Source organism: Gymnodinialimonas sp. JB5-7, from assembly GCF_055693405.1.
This window is the reverse complement of record NZ_JBVFUX010000012.1, coordinates 1,202,410-1,221,007: the sequence shown is the minus strand read 5'-3', so window position 1 is coordinate 1,221,007 and position 18,598 is coordinate 1,202,410. Positions and strand designations below refer to the sequence as shown.

At 61.0% G+C, this 18,598-nt stretch carries 20 protein-coding genes and 4 pseudogenes; 9 read left to right on the top strand and 15 right to left on the bottom strand.

Annotated elements, in window-relative coordinates:
- Window positions 1–49: 49 nt before the first annotated feature.
- The 3 genes from ACZ1HK_RS14455 (at window position 50) to ACZ1HK_RS14445 (ending at window position 1,664) form a co-directional block, all read left to right on the top strand.
- On the top strand, window positions 50–517 hold the full coding sequence (locus tag ACZ1HK_RS14455; RefSeq protein WP_472629281.1) for a hypothetical protein: 468 nt from the start codon (window positions 50–52) through the stop codon (window positions 515–517).
- Between the two features lie 107 nt (window positions 518–624).
- The gene (locus ACZ1HK_RS14450) at window positions 625–1,005 is read left to right on the top strand and encodes a hypothetical protein (protein WP_472629280.1); all 381 of its coding nucleotides are present in this window, start codon (window positions 625–627) and stop codon (window positions 1,003–1,005) included.
- Window positions 1,006–1,091: 86 nt separating this feature from the next.
- A complete protein-coding gene (locus ACZ1HK_RS14445) occupies window positions 1,092–1,664 on the top strand; it encodes a DUF2585 family protein (protein ID WP_472629279.1) in 573 nt (190 codons plus the stop codon).
- On the opposite strand, the gene ACZ1HK_RS14440 is transcribed toward ACZ1HK_RS14445, so the two are convergent.
- Complete coding sequence (locus ACZ1HK_RS14440) at window positions 1,661–2,758, bottom strand: THUMP domain-containing class I SAM-dependent RNA methyltransferase (protein WP_472629278.1); 1,098 nt, start codon at window positions 2,756–2,758, stop codon at window positions 1,661–1,663. The two genes, ACZ1HK_RS14445 and ACZ1HK_RS14440, sit on opposite strands and share 4 nt — an antisense overlap.
- 109 nt (window positions 2,759–2,867) lie before the next feature.
- Between ACZ1HK_RS14440 and ACZ1HK_RS14435 the strand changes: the two genes are divergently transcribed.
- On the top strand, window positions 2,868–3,506 hold the full coding sequence (locus tag ACZ1HK_RS14435) for a DUF2238 domain-containing protein (protein ID WP_472629277.1): 639 nt from the start codon (window positions 2,868–2,870) through the stop codon (window positions 3,504–3,506).
- 39 nt (window positions 3,507–3,545) lie between these two features.
- Window positions 3,546–4,261, top strand: a pseudogene (arsH, locus tag ACZ1HK_RS14430) (arsenical resistance protein ArsH).
- Here arsH and ACZ1HK_RS14425 read toward each other — a convergent pair.
- Entirely contained in the window at window positions 4,258–4,767 is a 510-nt protein-coding gene (locus ACZ1HK_RS14425; protein ID WP_472629276.1) for a TetR/AcrR family transcriptional regulator, read from the bottom strand. The pseudogene arsH and the gene ACZ1HK_RS14425 overlap by 4 nt on opposite strands.
- 249 nt (window positions 4,768–5,016) lie before the next feature.
- Between ACZ1HK_RS14425 and ACZ1HK_RS14420 the strand changes: the two genes are divergently transcribed.
- Together ACZ1HK_RS14420 and ACZ1HK_RS14415 are read left to right on the top strand one after the other, a co-directional pair.
- Window positions 5,017–5,415: a DM13 domain-containing protein gene (locus tag ACZ1HK_RS14420; RefSeq protein WP_472629275.1), complete on the top strand. Its 399-nt coding sequence runs from the start codon at window positions 5,017–5,019 to the stop codon at window positions 5,413–5,415.
- A 24-nt stretch (window positions 5,416–5,439) separates the two neighbouring features.
- Entirely contained in the window at window positions 5,440–5,802 is a 363-nt protein-coding gene (locus ACZ1HK_RS14415; RefSeq protein ID WP_472629274.1) for an SPW repeat domain-containing protein, read from the top strand.
- Window positions 5,803–5,847: 45 nt separating this feature from the next.
- Here the strand turns inward: ACZ1HK_RS14415 and ACZ1HK_RS14410 are convergent, their stop codons facing one another.
- From ACZ1HK_RS14410 to ACZ1HK_RS14400, 3 genes are all read right to left on the bottom strand, one after another.
- On the bottom strand, window positions 5,848–7,014 hold the full coding sequence (locus ACZ1HK_RS14410; RefSeq protein WP_472629273.1) for a hypothetical protein: 1,167 nt from the start codon (window positions 7,012–7,014) through the stop codon (window positions 5,848–5,850).
- Between the two features lie 168 nt (window positions 7,015–7,182).
- Window positions 7,183–8,706 carry an alanine/glycine:cation symporter family protein gene (locus ACZ1HK_RS14405; RefSeq protein WP_472629272.1) on the bottom strand — a complete coding sequence of 508 codons (1,524 nt, stop codon included), beginning with the start codon at window positions 8,704–8,706 and terminating at the stop codon, window positions 7,183–7,185.
- A gap of 46 nt (window positions 8,707–8,752) precedes the next feature.
- Complete coding sequence (locus tag ACZ1HK_RS14400) at window positions 8,753–9,184, bottom strand: universal stress protein (protein WP_472629271.1); 432 nt, start codon at window positions 9,182–9,184, stop codon at window positions 8,753–8,755.
- 266 nt (window positions 9,185–9,450) lie between these two features.
- Here ACZ1HK_RS14400 and pncB point away from each other — a divergent pair.
- Window positions 9,451–10,744 (top strand): annotated as a pseudogene (gene pncB / locus ACZ1HK_RS14395) (nicotinate phosphoribosyltransferase).
- A gap of 226 nt (window positions 10,745–10,970) precedes the next feature.
- Entirely contained in the window at window positions 10,971–11,858 is an 888-nt protein-coding gene (locus ACZ1HK_RS14390; protein WP_472629270.1) for an Abi family protein, read from the top strand.
- A 58-nt stretch (window positions 11,859–11,916) separates the two neighbouring features.
- Here ACZ1HK_RS14390 and ACZ1HK_RS14385 read toward each other — a convergent pair.
- The 10 genes and pseudogenes from ACZ1HK_RS14385 to dapA form a co-directional block, all read right to left on the bottom strand.
- Window positions 11,917–12,042, bottom strand: a pseudogene (locus ACZ1HK_RS14385) (hypothetical protein); the annotation flags it as partial.
- A 25-nt stretch (window positions 12,043–12,067) separates the two neighbouring features.
- Window positions 12,068–12,490: an alternative ribosome rescue aminoacyl-tRNA hydrolase ArfB gene (gene arfB / locus ACZ1HK_RS14380; protein WP_472629269.1), complete on the bottom strand. Its 423-nt coding sequence runs from the start codon at window positions 12,488–12,490 to the stop codon at window positions 12,068–12,070.
- A gap of 372 nt (window positions 12,491–12,862) precedes the next feature.
- Window positions 12,863–13,482, bottom strand: a pseudogene (locus tag ACZ1HK_RS14375) (queuosine precursor transporter).
- 92 nt (window positions 13,483–13,574) lie between these two features.
- Complete coding sequence (locus ACZ1HK_RS14370) at window positions 13,575–14,759, bottom strand: amino acid aminotransferase (RefSeq protein WP_472629268.1); 1,185 nt, start codon at window positions 14,757–14,759, stop codon at window positions 13,575–13,577.
- A 6-nt stretch (window positions 14,760–14,765) separates the two neighbouring features.
- Window positions 14,766–15,320 (bottom strand): GNAT family N-acetyltransferase, encoded by a 555-nt coding sequence (locus ACZ1HK_RS14365; protein ID WP_472629267.1) that lies wholly within the window; start codon window positions 15,318–15,320, stop codon window positions 14,766–14,768.
- On the bottom strand, window positions 15,317–16,165 hold the full coding sequence (gene sseA, locus ACZ1HK_RS14360; RefSeq protein WP_472630841.1) for a 3-mercaptopyruvate sulfurtransferase: 849 nt from the start codon (window positions 16,163–16,165) through the stop codon (window positions 15,317–15,319). The genes ACZ1HK_RS14365 and sseA overlap by 4 nt, the downstream gene beginning before the upstream one ends.
- Window positions 16,166–16,279: 114 nt before the next feature.
- The gene (locus ACZ1HK_RS14355) at window positions 16,280–16,567 is read right to left on the bottom strand and encodes a hypothetical protein (protein ID WP_472629266.1); all 288 of its coding nucleotides are present in this window, start codon (window positions 16,565–16,567) and stop codon (window positions 16,280–16,282) included.
- A gap of 106 nt (window positions 16,568–16,673) precedes the next feature.
- Window positions 16,674–17,150 (bottom strand): SsrA-binding protein SmpB, encoded by a 477-nt coding sequence (gene smpB, locus ACZ1HK_RS14350; protein ID WP_472629265.1) that lies wholly within the window; start codon window positions 17,148–17,150, stop codon window positions 16,674–16,676.
- Between the two features lie 24 nt (window positions 17,151–17,174).
- Window positions 17,175–17,555 (bottom strand): TrmO family methyltransferase domain-containing protein, encoded by a 381-nt coding sequence (locus ACZ1HK_RS14345; protein ID WP_472630840.1) that lies wholly within the window; start codon window positions 17,553–17,555, stop codon window positions 17,175–17,177.
- Window positions 17,556–17,648: 93 nt separating this feature from the next.
- The gene (gene dapA, locus ACZ1HK_RS14340; RefSeq protein ID WP_472629264.1) at window positions 17,649–18,521 is read right to left on the bottom strand and encodes a 4-hydroxy-tetrahydrodipicolinate synthase; all 873 of its coding nucleotides are present in this window, start codon (window positions 18,519–18,521) and stop codon (window positions 17,649–17,651) included.
- Between the last annotated feature and the right edge of the window lie 77 nt (window positions 18,522–18,598).

The following is an 18,598-nucleotide window of genomic DNA, read 5'->3' as shown; positions in this document are numbered from 1 at the left end:
TACGCTTCACGCAATTCAGACGATCCATTGCCCGCGAAAGGTCTTTTTGATGCGTGCGTTTTTATTCAGCCTCACCCTGCTGGCGACCTTGCTTCTCCCCGTGCTCGCCGACGCGCAGCAAACCGAAAGCTATACGGGCGGCGCTCACAACGTGACTGTCGGCGTGCGGTCTGCGCTCACCTTCGATCTGACCCGCAACGGCGACGGCACATACGGCCTCACCATCACGTTCGACCATGTGAACCTGTTTGGGGATGTCGTCGCGCGCGGCGCACCACCCTTGACGGACGACAATTATATCGCCTGCGCCGAGGGGCACGAATGCATCCTCTTTGCGGGCACTATCGCGCTCGATAGCCGCTCGGGTTTTGATGACGGCACAACCACGTCTTTCACCATGTCCCTAGACCTCGACGGCAACAGCGGCACCGCGATGGGCGTCTACCATATTGGCCCGCTTCCGGGCTTCACGTTCGAGCAATACGGCACCATCACACTCGCCACCCCGGTCAGCTAAAGGGCGATCACCCCATGTCGATGCGCAGCCCAAGGCTCCCCAAATCGCGCTGGAATCGCCCGGTTAAGCGCAGCCCAGATGCGAAACCGTGTACCGCCCGGAATTGGATGAAAGAACTCGAGCCTCTCGATACCGGCGCCATCGGCGATCTCAATTGGGCCTATAGGTACCACCCAAATGCCGAGGCCACCTATTGCGCCGCATGGCTGTCGCGCGAACGCGCCGACAGTTTCGCCGCGTTCTTCGACCGGACACTTGCCGTGGAAGACCTTGAAGGCAACGTCACACTTCCACCAGACCCGCAGCCCAAGAACCTCGCCACAAATGATATGGCCAAGTTTTACCTGCCCAGTCTCAAAGACGCCCTTAACCTGACCTTCGCGCGTCCCAAACATGCCGTCATCGTTGAGGAGGATTGGAACGTCTTCGACATCCTGTTCGTCGACGAAACCCTTTGGTGGCGCCTCCTCTGGGCAACCGCCGCCTGAACCGGTGCGTAAGGAAAACCTAACCTTTACGTCAACGTCAACTCTGACTTTGCTGTAAAGGCAAGTTCCTTACGAAGATCGCAAACGTGACCCGAACGACCCTTCCCCTCGCCGCCACCGCTGGCATTCCCCTGATCGCCTTTGTTCTCGCCTTTTGGGGCCAGCCCTGGATCTGCACCTGTGGTGAGATCCGGCTTTGGGTCGGCTCCATCTGGGACAGCGGCAATTCCCAGCACATCGCAGATTGGTACACACTCTCCCACATCCTGCACGGCGTCTTGATCGCGCTCATCGGGCGCCTGGCCTTCCCGCGCCTTGGCTTCAACGTGCTCTTCGCCACCGCCATCATCACCGGCATCGGGTGGGAGGTGATCGAACATACCGATTGGGTTCTCGGCCAGTTCCGCGCCACGACCGTCAACCAGGGCTATACCGGCGACAGCATCCTGAACGCGGTGGCCGACTATGTCTGGATGATGGGCGGCTTCTTTGCCGCCTGGCATTTGCGCGTGCCCGTGACCCTCGCTCTAGTGGCCCTGCTCGAACTCACCGCCGCCTTCATCGGCCGCGACAGCCTCGCCCTGACCACATTGCAACTGGTCTACCCAGTCGAATCCATTGCCAACTGGCAACAGGAACTGAACCCAAACGCCCCCTAAAGCTGCGCGTGGTAGAGGTTCACCTTCGTCCCCGAATGATCCACCGGCCCATAGGCCTCCAACGTGAGCCCCGTCGCCTTCGCCAAGCCGCCATCGCTCGTCACGATCCCTACACGCCAGCCGGCAAACCGCTCCGCCAGCACGCCTCCCAGCGCACCGTAAAGCCCGAACAGAAGCTTCCGGTCCCCGATCCGCCCTCCATAGGGCGGGTTGACCATCACCAGACCAGAGGTCAGGCCCTCGGGCGGCACCAGATCGCTCACCGCCGCGCGTTCAAACGCAACCATACCGGCAACCCCCGCCCGCTCCGCATTTCCGCGCGCGCCGCGAATGGCGCCATCATTGCGATCGAACCCAAAGAACCGCACGCCCCCGGATGCACCATCCCGCCCATCTTTGTTCTTCAAATATGCAAAATCCGCACCCTCAACCCGCGCCATTTGCTCGAAGGCAAAGCTGCGACTGCGCCCCGGAACCAGCCCCATGGCGATCTCGGCGGCCTCCAGCACAAACGTCCCCGACCCGCACATCGGGTCCACCACGGCCTGCGTTCCGTCAAATCCCATGACCCGCAGAAATCCTGCCGCCATCGTCTCCCGCAGCGGGGCCTTGCCGACGAATTCCTTGTGCCCGCGTCGGTGCAGAGCCTCGCCGGTCGTATCCAGACTGATCGTGCACAGATCATCGTTGATCCGCACCTTCACCACGATCTCGGCCTCCTTCGAAATCGCAATCCCCGCCGCTTTCAGCCCGCCCTCCACGCGCTGTACCGCCGCCTTGTTCACGTAGATCTTCGACTTCCGGCAGGTCGCCTCCACCTTCACCGGCACATCATCCCGCAGCCAATCCCGCCAGGCGACCTTCTTCGACCGCTTGTCCAACTGCGCCAGATGCATCGCCCGAAACTCTGCCACCCGCGCCAGCACCCGCACGGCACAGCGCATCTCAACATTCGCGCGCGCGGCTTCGGCCAGCCCGCCATCCACCTCCACGCCGCCGGCCACGCGCCGCACACCATCAAAGCCAAGCGCCAGCGCTTCCTCTTCCAACGGGCCTTCCAGCCCCGGCACCGCAACCAGAAACAATCCGCTCATGACGTCCTCTCGCCCACACCGTCCCCACCAACGCGCTCACGCCGCCCTTGGCAAGGGCTCTCTCGCGGCGCACCCTAATGCAGAACCCACAATCAGCGGCGCAAACCAAGTGATCGAACGCCAACACCCCATCACCTATGCGGTCTGGAGCCTCCTGCTCCTCGTCGCCTTTTGGGGTGTGTTCGAAGCGCAATGGAGCCTCGTCTTCATCGCCCTCATCACCGTGACCCTTACCCTGATCCCCATCCTCAGCAGCCGTTGGACAGGCGTGCGCTTGCCTGCGGGCTTCATTGCCGCCGTCACGATCTTCATCACCGCCACCGTCTTTCTGGGAGAGGCCTTCGATTTCTACGAACGGCTCTGGTGGTGGGATCTTGCCGCCCATTCCGGCTCGGCGGTGGGCTTCGGCATGGTCGGGACCGTGCTGGTCGTCGTCCTCGTACGCGGCGACAAACTCGCGCCCTGTCCCCGCGCCATCGGCGCCCTTTTCGCCTTTTCCTTCGCACTCGCGATCGGCGCGCTGTGGGAAATGTTTGAATATGGCATGGACCAGATCTTCGGCCTCAACATGCAGAAATCCGGTCTCGACGACACGATGGGCGATCTGATGGTGGACGCCGCCGGTGCCGCCGTGGGGGCAACAGCGGGCTACTACTACCTGCGCGGCTGGACCGATGGCCGCCTCTCCCGCGCCGTCGCCCAGTTGGTCGAGGCCGTCACGCGCAAACCGCCCAATTCGGGGCGCTAGGCGGTTGCATCTCGGCACCGGTCTCGCAAAAGTCCCGCCATGACTGATGAGACCTTCCCAGCCCTGAACGAGGCGCAATTCAACGCGCTCGATCCGGCCAAGCTCTTCCCCGAATACGACCCGGCCACACCTCCGCGCTTCCTGATCCTCTACGGGTCCTTGCGCGACGTCTCGTATTCCAAAGCGCTGGCCCACGAATGCGACAGGCTCCTCCGGCGCCTGGGCGCGGAGACGCGGATTTACGACCCCGATGGCCTGCCGCAGCCCGACGGCGCGCCCATGGACCACCCCAAAGTGACGGAACTTCGCGGCAATGCGGAATGGTGCGACGGTTTCGTCTGGGTCTCCCCGAACGCCATGGGGCAATGACCGGCATCATGAAAAGCCAGATCGACTGGATTCCCCTGTCGATGGGCGGGGTGCGGCCCACGCAGGGCAAGACGCTGGCGGTCCTGCAAGTCAACGGCGGCAGCCAAAGCTTCAACACCGTCAACCAACTCCGCATCCTCGGCCGCTGGATGCGCCTTGTGACCATTCCGAACCAAAGCTCCGTCCCAATGGCATGGGACCAGTTCAAGGATGGGCGCATGAAGCCCTCGCCCCTCTACAATCGCGTCGTCGACGTGATGGAGGAGTTGGTGAAATTCACCCACCTCACCCGCTCCAACCGCGACTACCTTCTGGATCGCTATTCCGAGCGGGTGGAAAGCCACGAAAAACTCAGCAAGCGGGTCAATACACCCAAAGCGGGCTAGATCACGGGGCGTTCGCCCAACATGGCGAGCACAGCGCGCGCGCTGCGGTCCAGATCTTCAGCTGGCACCTGAGCGCGCGCCAAAATGCGCAGCCCGACATATTGCGTCTGCAAGACACGCGCCATCGGTTCGCTTTGCGCCGGTGACATGAAACAGCCCAGCGCCACCTCAAATGCTTTGCGCATCTCGTCCAACAATCCGTCCACCACTTCGGCAATCTCCGGATCGTCGAACGACGGACCAGCCGCAGCTGAACACAACAAGCACCCGCGCCGATCCCCATTGCGCACCGCATCCGCGACGCTCTCGAAGACGCGCGCGATGCGTTTGCGTCCATCCGGCTCCGCCTCGTCCCGCAAGATCGCAATCGCCGGGGCCACCTGCGCCGCCTCGTAGCGGGCCATCGCCGTCAGGAAGAGCGATTTCTTGTCGTTGAACGCCTTGTAGAGGCTGCCCTTCGTCATCCCCATGCCGTCCAGCAAACAGCGCGATGGATGCACCGTCATAACCGTGTTCCCAGAACACGTTCATCGCGGCCTCGGTGGCCTGCAATTCATCAAACTCTCTGGGGCGCGCCATTTCTGTCTCCTTCAACGCCCGCACATAATATGGAACCGATCAGTCCACAATCACTCTTTTGTGTTTTGTACCGAATGGTTCCTAACTCTAATCATTCTTTTAGACCGGGCGACTCACCGCCCGGCACGCACCACGAAACAAACACTTCGCTCAATCGGAAACAGAAAGAATAACCCATGAAACAGCTCATCTTCGCAGGCTTCGCCCTTGGCATCGCCGCAGCAACCCTCGCAACCGCCGCCTCCGCTGACGGCATCACGGCCACTGGCTCCTTCTCGGGCCTCAGCGATCACATCACCACCGGTGGCGTCTCGATCGTTGAAACCGCAGGCGGCGGCGCCGTCGTCATTCTGGATGCAGATTTCAGCCTCGATGGCGCCCCCGATCCCAGCGTCGGCTTCGGGATCGACGGCGAATATGTCGCCGCCTCCGATCTGGGTGATCTGACCAGCATCAACGGCCTGCAAGCCTATCTCGTGCCCGAGGGCCTGAACCTCGCCGATTTCAACGAGGTCTACATCTGGTGCGATGAATTCTCCGTCCCCCTCGGCGTCGCCGCGCTGTCGAACTCCTGACCCTCCCCTGAAAGGAACGCTCCCATGCGGTTCATCACCAAATCCCTGCACGCCTATCTCGACTACCCCGTCGCCCTTGGCTTGATCATCATACCCTTCATCCTTGGCATCGGCTCCATCAACCCCGTGGCCCTCTACCTCTCCGTCACCACGGGCGTCGCCGCCTTCATCCTGACGCTTCTGACAGATCACCAATTGGGCCTGATCCGCGTGCTGCCCTACAAGCTGCACCTTGCCGTCGACGGCGCCGTGGGCCTTGTCTTCGTCGCAGCCCCGTTCGTCTTCGGCTTCACGGGGATTGAGGCCGCCTACTACTGGATTCTCGGCGCAACCGTTCTGCTGGTGGTCGGCCTGCACAAGCCCGACGACGCAAACGTCACGGCCTAAGCGCGTAAAGGGACGGGCTGGCAAAGGCTGGCCCGTCCCAAAACCTTACTGCCGCACGCAAGGCAGCAACGCGATGCCGGGTGGGGTGGGAAGCTCAAGCGGCTCCCCCAAACCCATATAGTCGGTCAACCGCACAGCAGATCCGTAATTGCCCTGTTGTCCCGTCACCGCAATGGCATTGGGATTTCTGGACGTGCCATAAGTCCCGGGGTCTCCCGGGGTGCTCCCCGTTGGAAGGCGCAGCGGCTGGCGCGGCAGGGCCTCGCGCGGGATCTCTACACTATCCGCACCGACCTCCGCACCGATCCCATCCATCGCGCCGACGGCCACGCGCCCCCCGGCCAGCCCCTCGTGCAGCCGCCATCCCGCCGGGCACGCCTCCAACGCAAACATCGAAACCTGCCCCGCAGGCACCGCCGCCTCGACGCGCGCGGCATAATCCGCCGAAATCCGCGCCTCCATCTCCGCCACCAAATCTCGCGCCACATAGCTGTAGGGCACTTCCCGCGACGGCCCATTGGGCGAGGTAAAGCGGAACGTCCCGCCCGCCGCCGTCTGACCACCAGGCAATTCACAGGTGATGGACCGCTCGCCGCTAAACTCGATGGTGTTCTCCCGGCTGATCGGATCCGTGTCCGAGGCATCGCCAAAGCAGGCAATCGGATCACCCGACATGCCCGAAAGCGTCACCGTGCGCGGGCCAGAGCTTCCCGCTTCATACCGGAACTGCACCGTGAACCGTTCCAGTACGCCGGTCTCGCTCAGCTCACCGGTCAGGAAGGTCTGGCCCGCGCCGACCAAAGTGGCCACACACTCATTGTACTGCTGCGTCACCCCCGCGCCGGATGAGATAAACGTATCGGTTTCCAGAAAATCCGAAAACGCGCTGGAGCCCTGATCGCAGACATTGCGAAACCATTCCTCCGTTGTGCCGCTAGTGTTGTCATAGCTTAACCCGCCTGAGCCCGAATTCCGCCCCCGCTGCATCGCGCCCTGAAACCCGAAACTCGTGCTTTCAAACGCCGCACTCAACGATCCCTCCTGCGAACAGAAACTGCTGAATTCGTTCATGATCGTCTGGCGCGTCTCACTGACCGAGGATCGGTCGATCAACTCCGCGTCCAAAAGGCCGGTGCAGCGGTCAATCGCCGTCTGCCCAAAGGCCGCAGTCGTCGTCATGGAAAGGAGGGCGATCAGGTAAACGGGGCGCATGGGAAAGGGTCCTTCAACAAGCTTGCAGTGCGTTCTGCCTAGCTTTGCACGAACGCCAAGTCTTTGGGGCAATATCCCCATGTGAACGATGATTTTTTCCCGCTCGCCGCAAACCGAAAAAGGCCGCAGGGTCCCCCGCGGCCTCTCCCAATCCCAGATCAGCTCGCCTTAGTGCGTGAACTTCTTGATCTCACCCGACTTCAGCCGTGCGCTGTAAGACGTCAACTCGGCCTTTACGACCCGCATCAGGAAGTAGAGGCAGAAGATGTTGACCACAGCCATCGCAAAGATCGCAGCGTCCGAGAAGTCGATGACAGGCCCAAGGCTCGCAGCTGCACCGATGACGATGAAGACGCAGAAGATCAGCTTGAAGATCAGCTCCGTCGTCTTGCCTTCGCCAAACAGATAGGTCCACGCCTTCAACCCATAGTAGGACCATGAGATCATGGTCGAGAAGGCGAACAACACCACCGCCAGAACCAGCACATAGGGGAACCACGATATCGCGGACCCGAACGCCGCCGAGGTCAGCGCGACACCGCTATTGCCGTCGACCGTGGCCACCGCGGTGCCCGCTTCGTTCAGCATGTAAAGGCCGGTGGCTTCATCGATCAGAAGCTGCTGGCTGATGATGATCACCAACGCGGTCATGGTGCAGATCACGACGGTGTCGATCAGCGGCTCCAACAGAGAAACGAAGCCCTCGGTGATGGGTTCGTTCGTCTTCACGGCCGAGTGCGCAATCGCCGCCGAACCCACGCCCGCCTCGTTCGAGAACGCCGCGCGCCGGAAGCCCTGGATCAGCGCGCCGATCAAGCCACCGGCAACGCCAAGGCCCGTGAAGGCGCCGACGAAGATCTGGCCAAAGGCCCAGCCGATCATGTCGTAGTTGACGATGATCACGACCAGTGCGGCGCCGACATAAAGGATGCCCATGAACGGCACGACCTTCTCTGTCACCTTGGCGATGGATTTGATCCCGCCCACGATGACCGCAAAGACAATGGCCGCGAAGACAAGGCCGGTGATCCAGCCGGGATAATCGCCCGTGATCTGAGTGATCTGCGCATGGGCCTGGTTGGCCTGGAACATGTTGCCCCCGCCCAGCGCCCCCAGGATACAGAAGATCGAAAACAGCACGGCCAGGATCTTGCCGCCCGGAAGGCCCAACTCCTTGAACCCTTTCGAGATGTAGTACATCGGCCCACCCGAAACGGTCCCGTCCGGGTATTCGTTGCGGTATTTCACGCCCAACGTGCATTCGGTGAACTTGGACGCCATGCCCAGAAGGCCCGCCAGGATCATCCAGAATGTCGCTCCCGGCCCACCAATGCCCACGGCAACGGCAACGCCCGCGATGTTGCCCAGGCCAACCGTGCCCGACAGCGCGGTCGCCAGCGCCTGGAAGTGGCTGACCTCACCTGCATTGTTCGGGTCGCTGTAATCGCCTTTGACCAAAGCAATCGCATGGCCGAAGAAGCGGAATTGCACGGCGGCGAAGTAGATCGTGAACACGGTCGCCCCCACGACCAGCCACAGCACGATCCAGCTGAAATTGGTGCCCGGAATGGGCGCAAAGATGAAGCTCACGAACCAGCCTGTCGCATTTGCAAAGGCCGCGTTCACACGCTCATCAAGCGTGGTTGCTGCCTGTTGCGCGAAGGACGGCAGGGCGACGGCCAGATAGGCCACGATCGCCAGTAGAACAGAATGATAGCTTTCTCATGGTCCCGGCTCCTTACGCGACGACGGTGACGGGAACGCGCGCGTTCATCACCAGATTGGCAGTTGAGCTTCCAAAGATGCGCGAGGAAAAGCCCCCGGCACTGGAGCGCGCGACGATGATTTGAGTCGCCCCTTCGCTATGGGCGACCGCGTCAATCGTGTCGGCCACATCCCCGTGGCGCACGATGGCACGCGCGTCATGCCCCGCCGCTTTCAACGACGCGACGGCAGGCTCCACCACCCGCTCCATCGCAATCGCAATCTCTTCCTCACGCCGCTTGTGCCGCTGCTCATTCTCTTCCGCCGTCTGGAACGAGAAAGGCGACCATTCGATCACGTAGACGACGATCAGCTCGCACGCCTCGCTGGCCTTGGCGATACTCCTGGCAAAGTCGAGGGCTTTCTTCCCCGAGCTTTGGCCATCAAGTCCGATGACTAATTTCATGATGCTGTCCCCCGCGTCTGTTGCGATTGTCTGTGTCGTGACACCGGGCTTGGCGAGCGTGTGCCTCTGCCTCGGGCCACATGCATCAACGCTAGTCACGGCTCGAAAACCGATCCATTCATTTCTCGCGAAACCGAAAAATAGGGCAAAAACCCCGAAAAACCGGCAGCAAATGGCCCATTCGCAACGCCGTTGCGTGCAAAACAGGCGGCTTGCCCCGGCCCGCAGCTCTTGCTCTAAACACCCTGCAACCGGAGAGAGAGCTTATGGTCGACATCGCCACCCGCGTCTGGAACCACAAATGGAAGATCGACCCGATCGTCCGGTCCCTCATCGACACTGATTTCTACAAACTCCTGATGTGCCAGTCGGTCTTCCGCAACAAACCCGACACCCAGGTCACGTTCTCCCTCATCAACCGCACAACCCGGATCCCCCTCGCCGACCTGATCGACGAAGGCGAGTTGCGCGAACAACTCGACCACATCCGCACCCTCCGCCTCACCCGCGGCGAGTCCACCTGGATGCGCGGCAACACCTTCTACGGCAAACGCCAGATGTTCTCGCCCGCCTTCATGGAGTGGTTCGAGGACCTGCAACTTGCCGCCCTACCACCTGGAACGCGTGGGCGATCAGTACGAACTCACCTTCGAAGGCAGCTGGCCCGAAGTCATGCTCTGGGAAATCCCCGCCCTCTCCGTCCTCATGGAACTCCGCGGCCGCGCCGTCCTCAACCGCATGGGCAAATTCGAGCTGCAGGTCCTCTACGCCCGCGCCATGACCAAGCTCTGGGAAAAGATCGAACGCCTGCAGCAAACCCCCGACCTCCGCATCGCCGATTTCGGCACCCGCCGCCGCCACTCCTTCCTCTGGCAGGATTGGGCCGTCCAAGCCATGCGCGAGGGCCTCGGCGACAGCTTCGCGGGCACCTCCAACTGCCTCATCGCCAAGAACCGCGATCTGGAGGCCATCGGCACCAACGCCCACGAACTCCCCATGGTCTACGCCGCCCTCGCCCCCGATGACGCCGCACTCGCCAACGCCCCCTATGACGTGCTCTCCGACTGGCACGAGGAGCACGACGGCAACCTCCGCATCATCCTCCCCGACACCTACGGCACCAACGGCTTCCTGGAAAACGCCCCCGACTGGCTCGCCGGCTGGACCGGCATCCGCATCGACAGCGGCGACCCCGCCACCGGAGCCAAGACCGCGATTGACTGGTGGAAAAGCCGCGGCGAAGACCCCCGCGAAAAACTGGTGATCTTCTCCGACGGGCTGGACGTCGACAAGATCGAGACCCTCCACAAACAATTCGCCGGCCGCGTCCGCGTCAGCTTCGGCTGGGGCACTCTGCTGACAAATGACTTCCGGGGGCTGGTGGACGACGACGCCCTGGCGCCGTTCTCACTGGTCTGCAAAGCTGTGGCGGCGAACGGGAAAGCGACCGTCAAGCTGAGCGACAACCCCGAAAAGGCCATGGGGCCGGGGGACGAGATCGAGCGCTACAAGCGGGTGTTTGGGGTTGGGGAGCAGGAGAGGGTGGAGGTGGTGGTTTAGGCGAGTTAAAGAAAGTACGTTGTTTTTTATGAATTTTTCAAGTCTTGTATTGTTACTGAACGCGATTCACGAATTGTGTCAGTACTTGCAAAGTAGGAAAAGTGTGCGCACATAGGGTGCAATACGGCTGTCCCCTCTGTTGCCTCGGCACAAGGGATGGCCTTTTTTGTACTCTAAACCGTACCTCACAATCGAACAGCAGATCCAACTCCTCAGGGATAGGGGTATGCAAATCGACGATGTTGCCAAAGCTTCGGAATACCTCCAGCGCATTGGCTACTATCGATTGAGTGCGTATTGGCACCCTATGAGGGAAAGGCACGCGCAAACAGGCGAGGTTCTCGACAACTTCCTTGAGGGAACCACCTTCAAAGAAGCAACCGACCTTTACACTTTTGATGGTCGATTGCGCCTAATCATGTTGGATGCTCTGGAGCGGCTTGAGGTCTCTCTCAGAACGGAAGTTGCCTTGGCTCTTGGAAGTCATGATCCGAAAGCACATAGAGACTTAAAGCATTTTAGGGGAGATTTCGCCAAACCACGCACAAGGGGTGGCCCGACCAAACACAGGGAATGGCTTCAGCGTCTAGATAGGCGAGCCAGCGAATCCAAAGACCAGTTCGCGAAGCATTTTAGGACAAAATATCCAAACGACGATATGCCCGTTTGGATTGCTGTCGAACTGCTGGACTTCGGTCCGTTGTCTCATCTCATTTATGGCATGACTAATGTTGACCTCATGAAGATTGGGACGAATTACAACGGCATAAAGCCCAATTACCTTCGGTCATGGTCGCATTCACTTTCGTTTACACGAAACATCTGTGCGCACCATGCTCGCTTATGGAATAAGCCCTTGATCAACCAGCCAACACTGGTCGGGATTGACCTACCGGGTCCTTTGAAGCACCTTCAATCCATCCCCGATGTGAACCAACGTCTCTATTCGGTTGCTTCAATCGCAAGGTTCATGCTTCTGAGCGCCAACCCGAGAACCTCTTGGAAGCACCGGTTCGTAAACCATATCGCCACATTCCCTGCCTCCCCGCGGTTGACTCTCTTGTCAGCGGGTTTTCCGGCAAATTGGCGGGAAAACGAACTTTGGGAAGGTTGAGAAACTGAGCTTGAAAAAGAAGCAAACCATCCTCTCGACTTACATACATCCGCTGATGCAGCACCCGCACCACCGTCACCACAGCATCGTCCTCGCGGAAGAACACCACATGGCTCCCCGCCAGCGTCCGCCGCAGCCCCGGCGTCACCAGCCGTAGGGCGGGGCTTGTCCAGCCGCGCCTCCCTCCTGCGGGTTGAACCCCGCCCTCCTCACTCCTCCCCCACCGCCCCCCGCAGCGCCTTCACCTCGCCGCGCCGTTTCTTCGCCTCCACTCGCTTGCGCTTCTGGTTCAGCGACACCCGCGTTGGCCGCCGCTTTTTCGGTGCCACCAGCGCCCGCCGCACAAGCTCCGCCAACCGCTCCCGCGCGATCTCCCTATTCCGAGCCTGGCTCCGCTCCTCCGACACCTGCAACACCACCGCCCCGTCCTTCGTCCACCGCCGCCCCGCGATCCGCCGCAGCCGTGACTTCACCGCGTCGCTCAACGCCGGTGACCGCGCCGCCTCGAACCGCAGCTCGACCGCCGTATTCACCTTGTTCACATTCTGCCCGCCCGGCCCCGAGGCGCGGACGAACTGCTCCGTGATTTCCCAATCCTCGATTGTGATCGTATCCGTCACGCGCAGGGGCATCGCATCCTCATCAAACTCTGCTCAGCTGAGCACATCTAAACCCGTTCAGCTGAACACATTGATATCTGCTCAGATGAACGCATTTTTCGCAAAAACTCTGCTCAAGTGAACGCATCTCCGTTCAGTTGAACGCATATTCCATCGAAAAAGGGCTGCCCGATACGAGCAGCCCTTTCGAAAGTTCAGGAGGTGGGATCGGTTAGGATATACCACCTTGGGATGGGCGCTGCGCCCAAGGGTTTGCCCTAGAGGCGCGCCTCCCAAGTTGTCCCGTCACACTTCTCCAATACCTTTCTAGACACTGGATCACCTCCTTTCGATTGGTTGCTGTTATCCCCAGCCTGCCACAGATTTTGTGGATGTCAAAAGAAATTACGCAACCTGTGCCACAAACCGCCGTGTGATGAGGCGGAAGGGGATCAACGCGATTAAAGCGAGGGCAAGTTTGACACCCCAATCCGCGATGGCGAGGCTGACCCACAAAGCGGCTTCCGGCCCAACGCCCAGGATCGGCAAAACCTCATTCGCCCAGGCCACGTCCCCCGGCAGAACCGTGGTCAAAGCGCCCGAGAACGCGATGAAGAAGAACAGAGCCGTGTCGACGGACTCGACCCAATTAAGCTAGAAATAACAGGCGCTTGCCACCAGTTCCCGTTCCGCAACCGATCGAAGATCGCCACGTCCAGCAACTGCGCCGTCAGGAACGCGATCCCGCTTCCCAGCGCAATACGCAACGTCACCAGAGGCCCAAACTCACCCATGATCTGCGTCCCGATCAGCGAGCACACAACGCCCACCAAAAAGCCAACAAAAACAACGCGCCGGGCCATGGAAGCCCCATAAACGCGGTTCATGATGTCAGTCACAAGGAAGGCAAGCGGGTAGGTGAACGCGCCCCAGGTCAGCCATTGGCCGAAGAGGAATTGCACAAGGATATTCGACGCGACCACGATGGCCGCCATGGCAAGGATGCCGGGCAGAAGCTTAGTCATTGAATTTCTTCCGTTTTTACAAGGTAGTCGGAGACTTGGCGCATCAGCGCAGGCGCGCCGGATACGCTGGATTCACAGGGCTGTAAAGCCCCTCAGCCCATCACCGCTGCCATTGCACGCGCGACGTGAGGAATGGCCTCGGCCCGCAGCCCCGCGACGTTCATCCGCCCATCACCCACCACATAGACCGCGTGATCGTCGCGCAGCGCCGCGACCTCCTCTGGCGTCGCCCCGATCAACGAGAACATCCCTCGATGCGCCGCCAGGGCGCCAAATCGGTCCGATCCCGTCTCGGCCCGCAGGGCGTCGGCCAATGCGCGTCGATTGCTTTGGATCGTTTCGCGCATCGTGGTCAGCTCTGCCTCCCACAAACTGCGCAAAGCAGCGTCATGCAGGATCACATGCACAATCCGCGCCCCATGATCCGGCGGAAAGGAATAGACGTTGCGGTTCGTGACCACGAGATGCCCCTGCGTGGCGTCGCGGGTCTGTCCCGCACTCGTCACCACAAAGGCCGCCCCGGCCCGATCGCGATACAGCCCGAAGCTTTTCGAGCAGCTGGCAGCGATCATCACATGCGGCAAACGCTCAGCCAGCAGGCGCGTGCCGGCCATATCCTCGACCAACCCGTCTCCGAACCCCTGATAGGCAACATCGACCAGCGGAATGGCCCCGGTCTTGGCACAAATCGCGACGACCTCTTCCCAATCGGCGAGGCTCAAGTCAGCCCCAGACGGGTTGTGGCAACATCCATGGAGCACGATCACATCGCCTGCCTGCGCGCGGCGTAGATCTTCCAGCATCCCGTACCGATCAAGCCCGTTGGTCGCCCGATCCAGATAGCGATAGGTGCAGCTTTCGAACCCCATGGACGTGGTCATCGCTTCATGGATCGGCCAGCTTGGGTCCGAGACCCACACGCGCGCGCCAGGCGCGTGGGTTCGAACCATCTCGAACAATTGCCGCAGCGCGCTTGTACCACCGACCGTTGCAATCCCGGCAACGCGCCCCTCCGGCACCGCATCGCCCAACAAGAGCTTCCGCATTCCGTCCAAAAAACCCGGGTCGCCCCCAAAGCCCAAATAAGCTTTCGTTGTCTGTGTCTCGATGATCTGACGCTCGGCTCGCGCGACAGCCTCCATCACCGGAGTTTGCCCTTGTGCATCGCGATAAAGGCCTACGAGAAGGTCCACCTTTTCGGGCCTTGGATCCGTCGCAAAGGCGCCGGTCAGGCGAAAGATCTTGTCCGGCTGAGGCGTGTTCAAGGTTTCGAACATAGTCGTTCACCCTTTCCGGTCATAAACAAGGACACGCGTCCGTTCTTCCCGTTGCACCGGCATAAACCCCATCTTCTGGTAGAGCGGCAGAGCCGAAGGATGGTCGAGCGTACAGGTGTTGACTGTCATTTTCTCGACACCGTCACGGTCCCAGCCCATGGCAATCGCCGTTTGCAACAAGGGCCGCCCCAGGCCTGTGCCAACGGCCTGTGGGACAAGGCCGAAATAGGCGAGGTCGCAGACCCCGGCCTCGCGCCAATCGAGCATGAAGAATCCGGCGGGCCAGCCACCTCGGATGGCCGTCCAGATCACCACGTCGGGGTCTCGCACAAAGGCTTGCAAAGCCGCCGGGTCTTCTTCGGCCTGATCGAAGCGATCCTGCCATTCGTATTCCCGCCCAACCGCATCGTAGAGCGACAGGAAATACCACACCGGAGGATCAATCGCGCGTTCCAGACGGATATCGCCGTCAAGCTGCGGGACGGCGAAATCGGGGCGCGTCGTCATCTCAAGATAGGTGATCGTGAAGGGCAGCTCCGTGCCCGCTGGGATCACGCTCATCCGGTTTCGACCGCCAACTGTTCGAACTGACCCCATTCCGCCCAGGAGCCATCGTAGAGCGACACATCGAGGTTGCCGAGACGGGTCAGGCCAAGCATCAGGATCGCCGCCGTCACACCGGAGCCACAAGTGGTGATAATGCGTTTGTCCACATCCACGCCTGCGGCCTCGAACGCAGCGCGCAGGGCGTCACCTTCCTTCATCGTGCCATCGGAGTTGAAAAGGGTCGCGTAGTGGACGTTCTTGGAATTCGGAATGTGACCAGAGCGGAGGCCGTCGCGCGCCTCAGGCTCTTCACCCTTGAAGCGGCCGGGACCCCGCGCATCGACGATCTGCCAATCACCCAATTTGCTGGCCGAGGCCACCTGTGTGACGTCCTTCACCAGATGCGCCTGACGCTGCACCGTCATGTGGCGGTCGCGCACGACGGGCGGCATATCCTCAACCGGATGCTCTTCGGCCTGCCACTTTGGAAAACCACCATCCAGAACGGCAACATCGGTTTTCCCCATCAGGCGGAAGTTCCACCAGACACGGGCGGCAGAGAACAGGCCCGCACCGTCATAGATCACGACCTGATGACCATCGCCCACGCCCATGGCGCGCATCCGCGACATGAACTTCTCGACCGGGGCGACCATGTGCGGCAGCGCGGAACGGGCATCAGAGATTTCATCGATGTCAAAGAAACGCGCGCCGGGGATGTGGGCGGCGCCATATTCCGCTTTCGCGTCGCGGCCCATGTCTGGCAGGTAATAGGACGCGTCGATGACCCGCAGATCAGGATCATTGAGGTGTGCGGCCAACCAATCGGTTGAGACTAAGGTCTTCGGATCGTCACCCATGATAACGCCAGCCATGATGCATCCCCGTCTTCGTTTTGAACAGGATACGCCTACGCCTGCGGGGCCAGCCGTGCAAGTGTTGCCCCAAGGCCTGCGCCTTGGGGCGTGGGGCTATCAGCGCCCGATCATGTTGCGGATGACGCTGACAATCGCGAGGCCCGCACCGCCACCAACGCCACCACCGGCGACCTGCGCCACGATTGCGCCGATATCCATGCCACCGCCAGCGGCCGCCTCTGCCACGCCGCCAAGGCCCACGGCCGAAAGGATGGTACCACCCAAGCCGCCGCCGACGATACCGGCGATAGAGTTGATGATCGTGCCCTGGTTGATCCGAGGTGCCACAGCGCCAGCAGCGTTGCCGCCAACCGCGCCTGCGATCAGTGAGATGATGAGTTCCATGAGTGCTTCCCCTCCTGTTGGGGCCGAGGGTGGCCCCATGGAAGGTGCAGTAACTTGCATAAGAAATGATCGGCAGGGGGAAAGGCTGCCTGTTTTCCCAGCAACGCTAGCCGTTCTGTTTCAGCAAACGCTGCTTCTGCCGGTTCCAATCGCGCTTGGCCGAGGTTTCGCGCTTGTCCTGGTTCTTCTTACCTTTCGCCACGCCGATCTTCATTTTCACGAAGCCCTTGTGGTTGAAGTACATAACCAGCGGCACCAACGTCATGCCTTCGCGTTGCGTGGCATTCCAAAGCCGGGAAAGTTCCCGTTTGGAGGCCAGCAGTTTGCGCCGCCGCTTTTCCTCGTGCTGGAAGGTCTTCGCCTGTTTGTAGGGCGCGATGTAGGAGTTCACGAGCCACAGCTCGCCGTCCTTCACTTCCGCATAGCTCTCCGCGATGTTCGACCCACCCGCGCGTAGGCTTTTGACCTCCGACCCTTCCAGGATCATCCCAACCTCAAGATCGCTTTCGATTGCGTAATCGAAGCGCGCACGCCGGTTTTCAGCGATCACCTTGTAGTTTTCATTGTCAGGTTTCTTGGCCATGCGCTCGCATATAGGCGCTTGCGGCTACGGCTGCCAGCCCGGTGGGACATCGACCGTTGCGATCCATGGCTTGATGTCGAGGACGGGCGTGCCATCCCATGCATCTATGGCGTCGATGCCGATGGTGTGGCCATCGAGCAAGGTAATGACAACGGTCGCCAACGCAATGGGATTTGGGCGGACCGGGCTGCGAAGACTAAAGGTGCCGAGCGGGCCGTCTGCGTGTTTGGGGGATTGGATGGCAAGGTTCCGTTCGCCGCGATCCACCCAATAAAGCAGTTGGACGGCCTGGCCGACCTCAAGCCCAGTCAAAGCTGCGACATAGCCTTCGAGCAGCTCGACGCGGGCACCCTGACTTGTCTCCCGTGCCTGCCGGACGTTCTTGGGGCCGTGCCCGGCCCCCAGTCGCTTCGGATATGACCAATGAAGGTGAGGCTGGCATCCGCCCGATCTGCAGGATCGAATGGGAGCCGTGTTTCGCCCTCACGCAGTGCCATGTCAGTTGATCAGGCCCGCGTGGCGCATCCCTGCTTCGATCTGCGCCTTCGTCTCTGCCGTCACATCGGTCAGCGGCAAGCGCACCTCGTCACTGCAATGCCCCAGAACGGACAGGCCGTACTTTGCCCCGGCAAGGCCAGGTTCAGCGAAGATGGCAGCATGCAGGGGCATAAGACGGTCCTGATACTCCAGCGCCGTTGCGTAGTCGCCGGACAGCGTGGCCGTCTGCATCTCGGCGCACAGCTTTGGCGCGACATTGGCGGTAACGCTGATGCAGCCATGCCCGCCCTGGGCGTTGAAGCCAACAGCGGTTGGGTCCTCACCCGACAGCTGGATGAAGTCCGTTCCGCAGGTCAGGCGTGTCTTTGGCACCCGGCTCAGATCTGCCGTGGCGTCCTTCACGCCAACGATATTGTCGAGCTTCGCCAACTCCCCCATCGTCTCCGGCGTCATGTCGATGACTGAGCGCGGCGGAATGTTGTAGATATAGATCGGGATGCCGACCTCATTCAGCGCGCTGAAATGGGCGATGAGCCCGCGCTGCGTGGGCTTGTTGTAGTAAGGCGTCACCACAAGGGCGGCGTCTGCGCCCACCTCTTTGGCGAATTCGACGAACCGCAGGGCTTCAACCGTGTTGTTCGACCCTGCCCCGGCCATCACGGGAATACGCCCACCAGCCGTTTCCACAACGCAGCGGATCACGGCCTCATGCTCCTCATGGGTCAGGGTTGGGCTTTCACCGGTCGTGCCCACGGGCACAAGGCCGTGCGTGCCTTCCGCCACGTGCCACTCCACCAGACGTTTGAGCGCGTCAAAATCCACTGCACCATTTGCCATCGGAGTGACCAGAGCAACCTGAGAGCCTCGGAACATCACGCGCGTCCTTTGTTTCCATGTGGATTTCATTGCGAAGTGTCGCCCCAATACGCCGCCCACGCGGAATTGCCAAG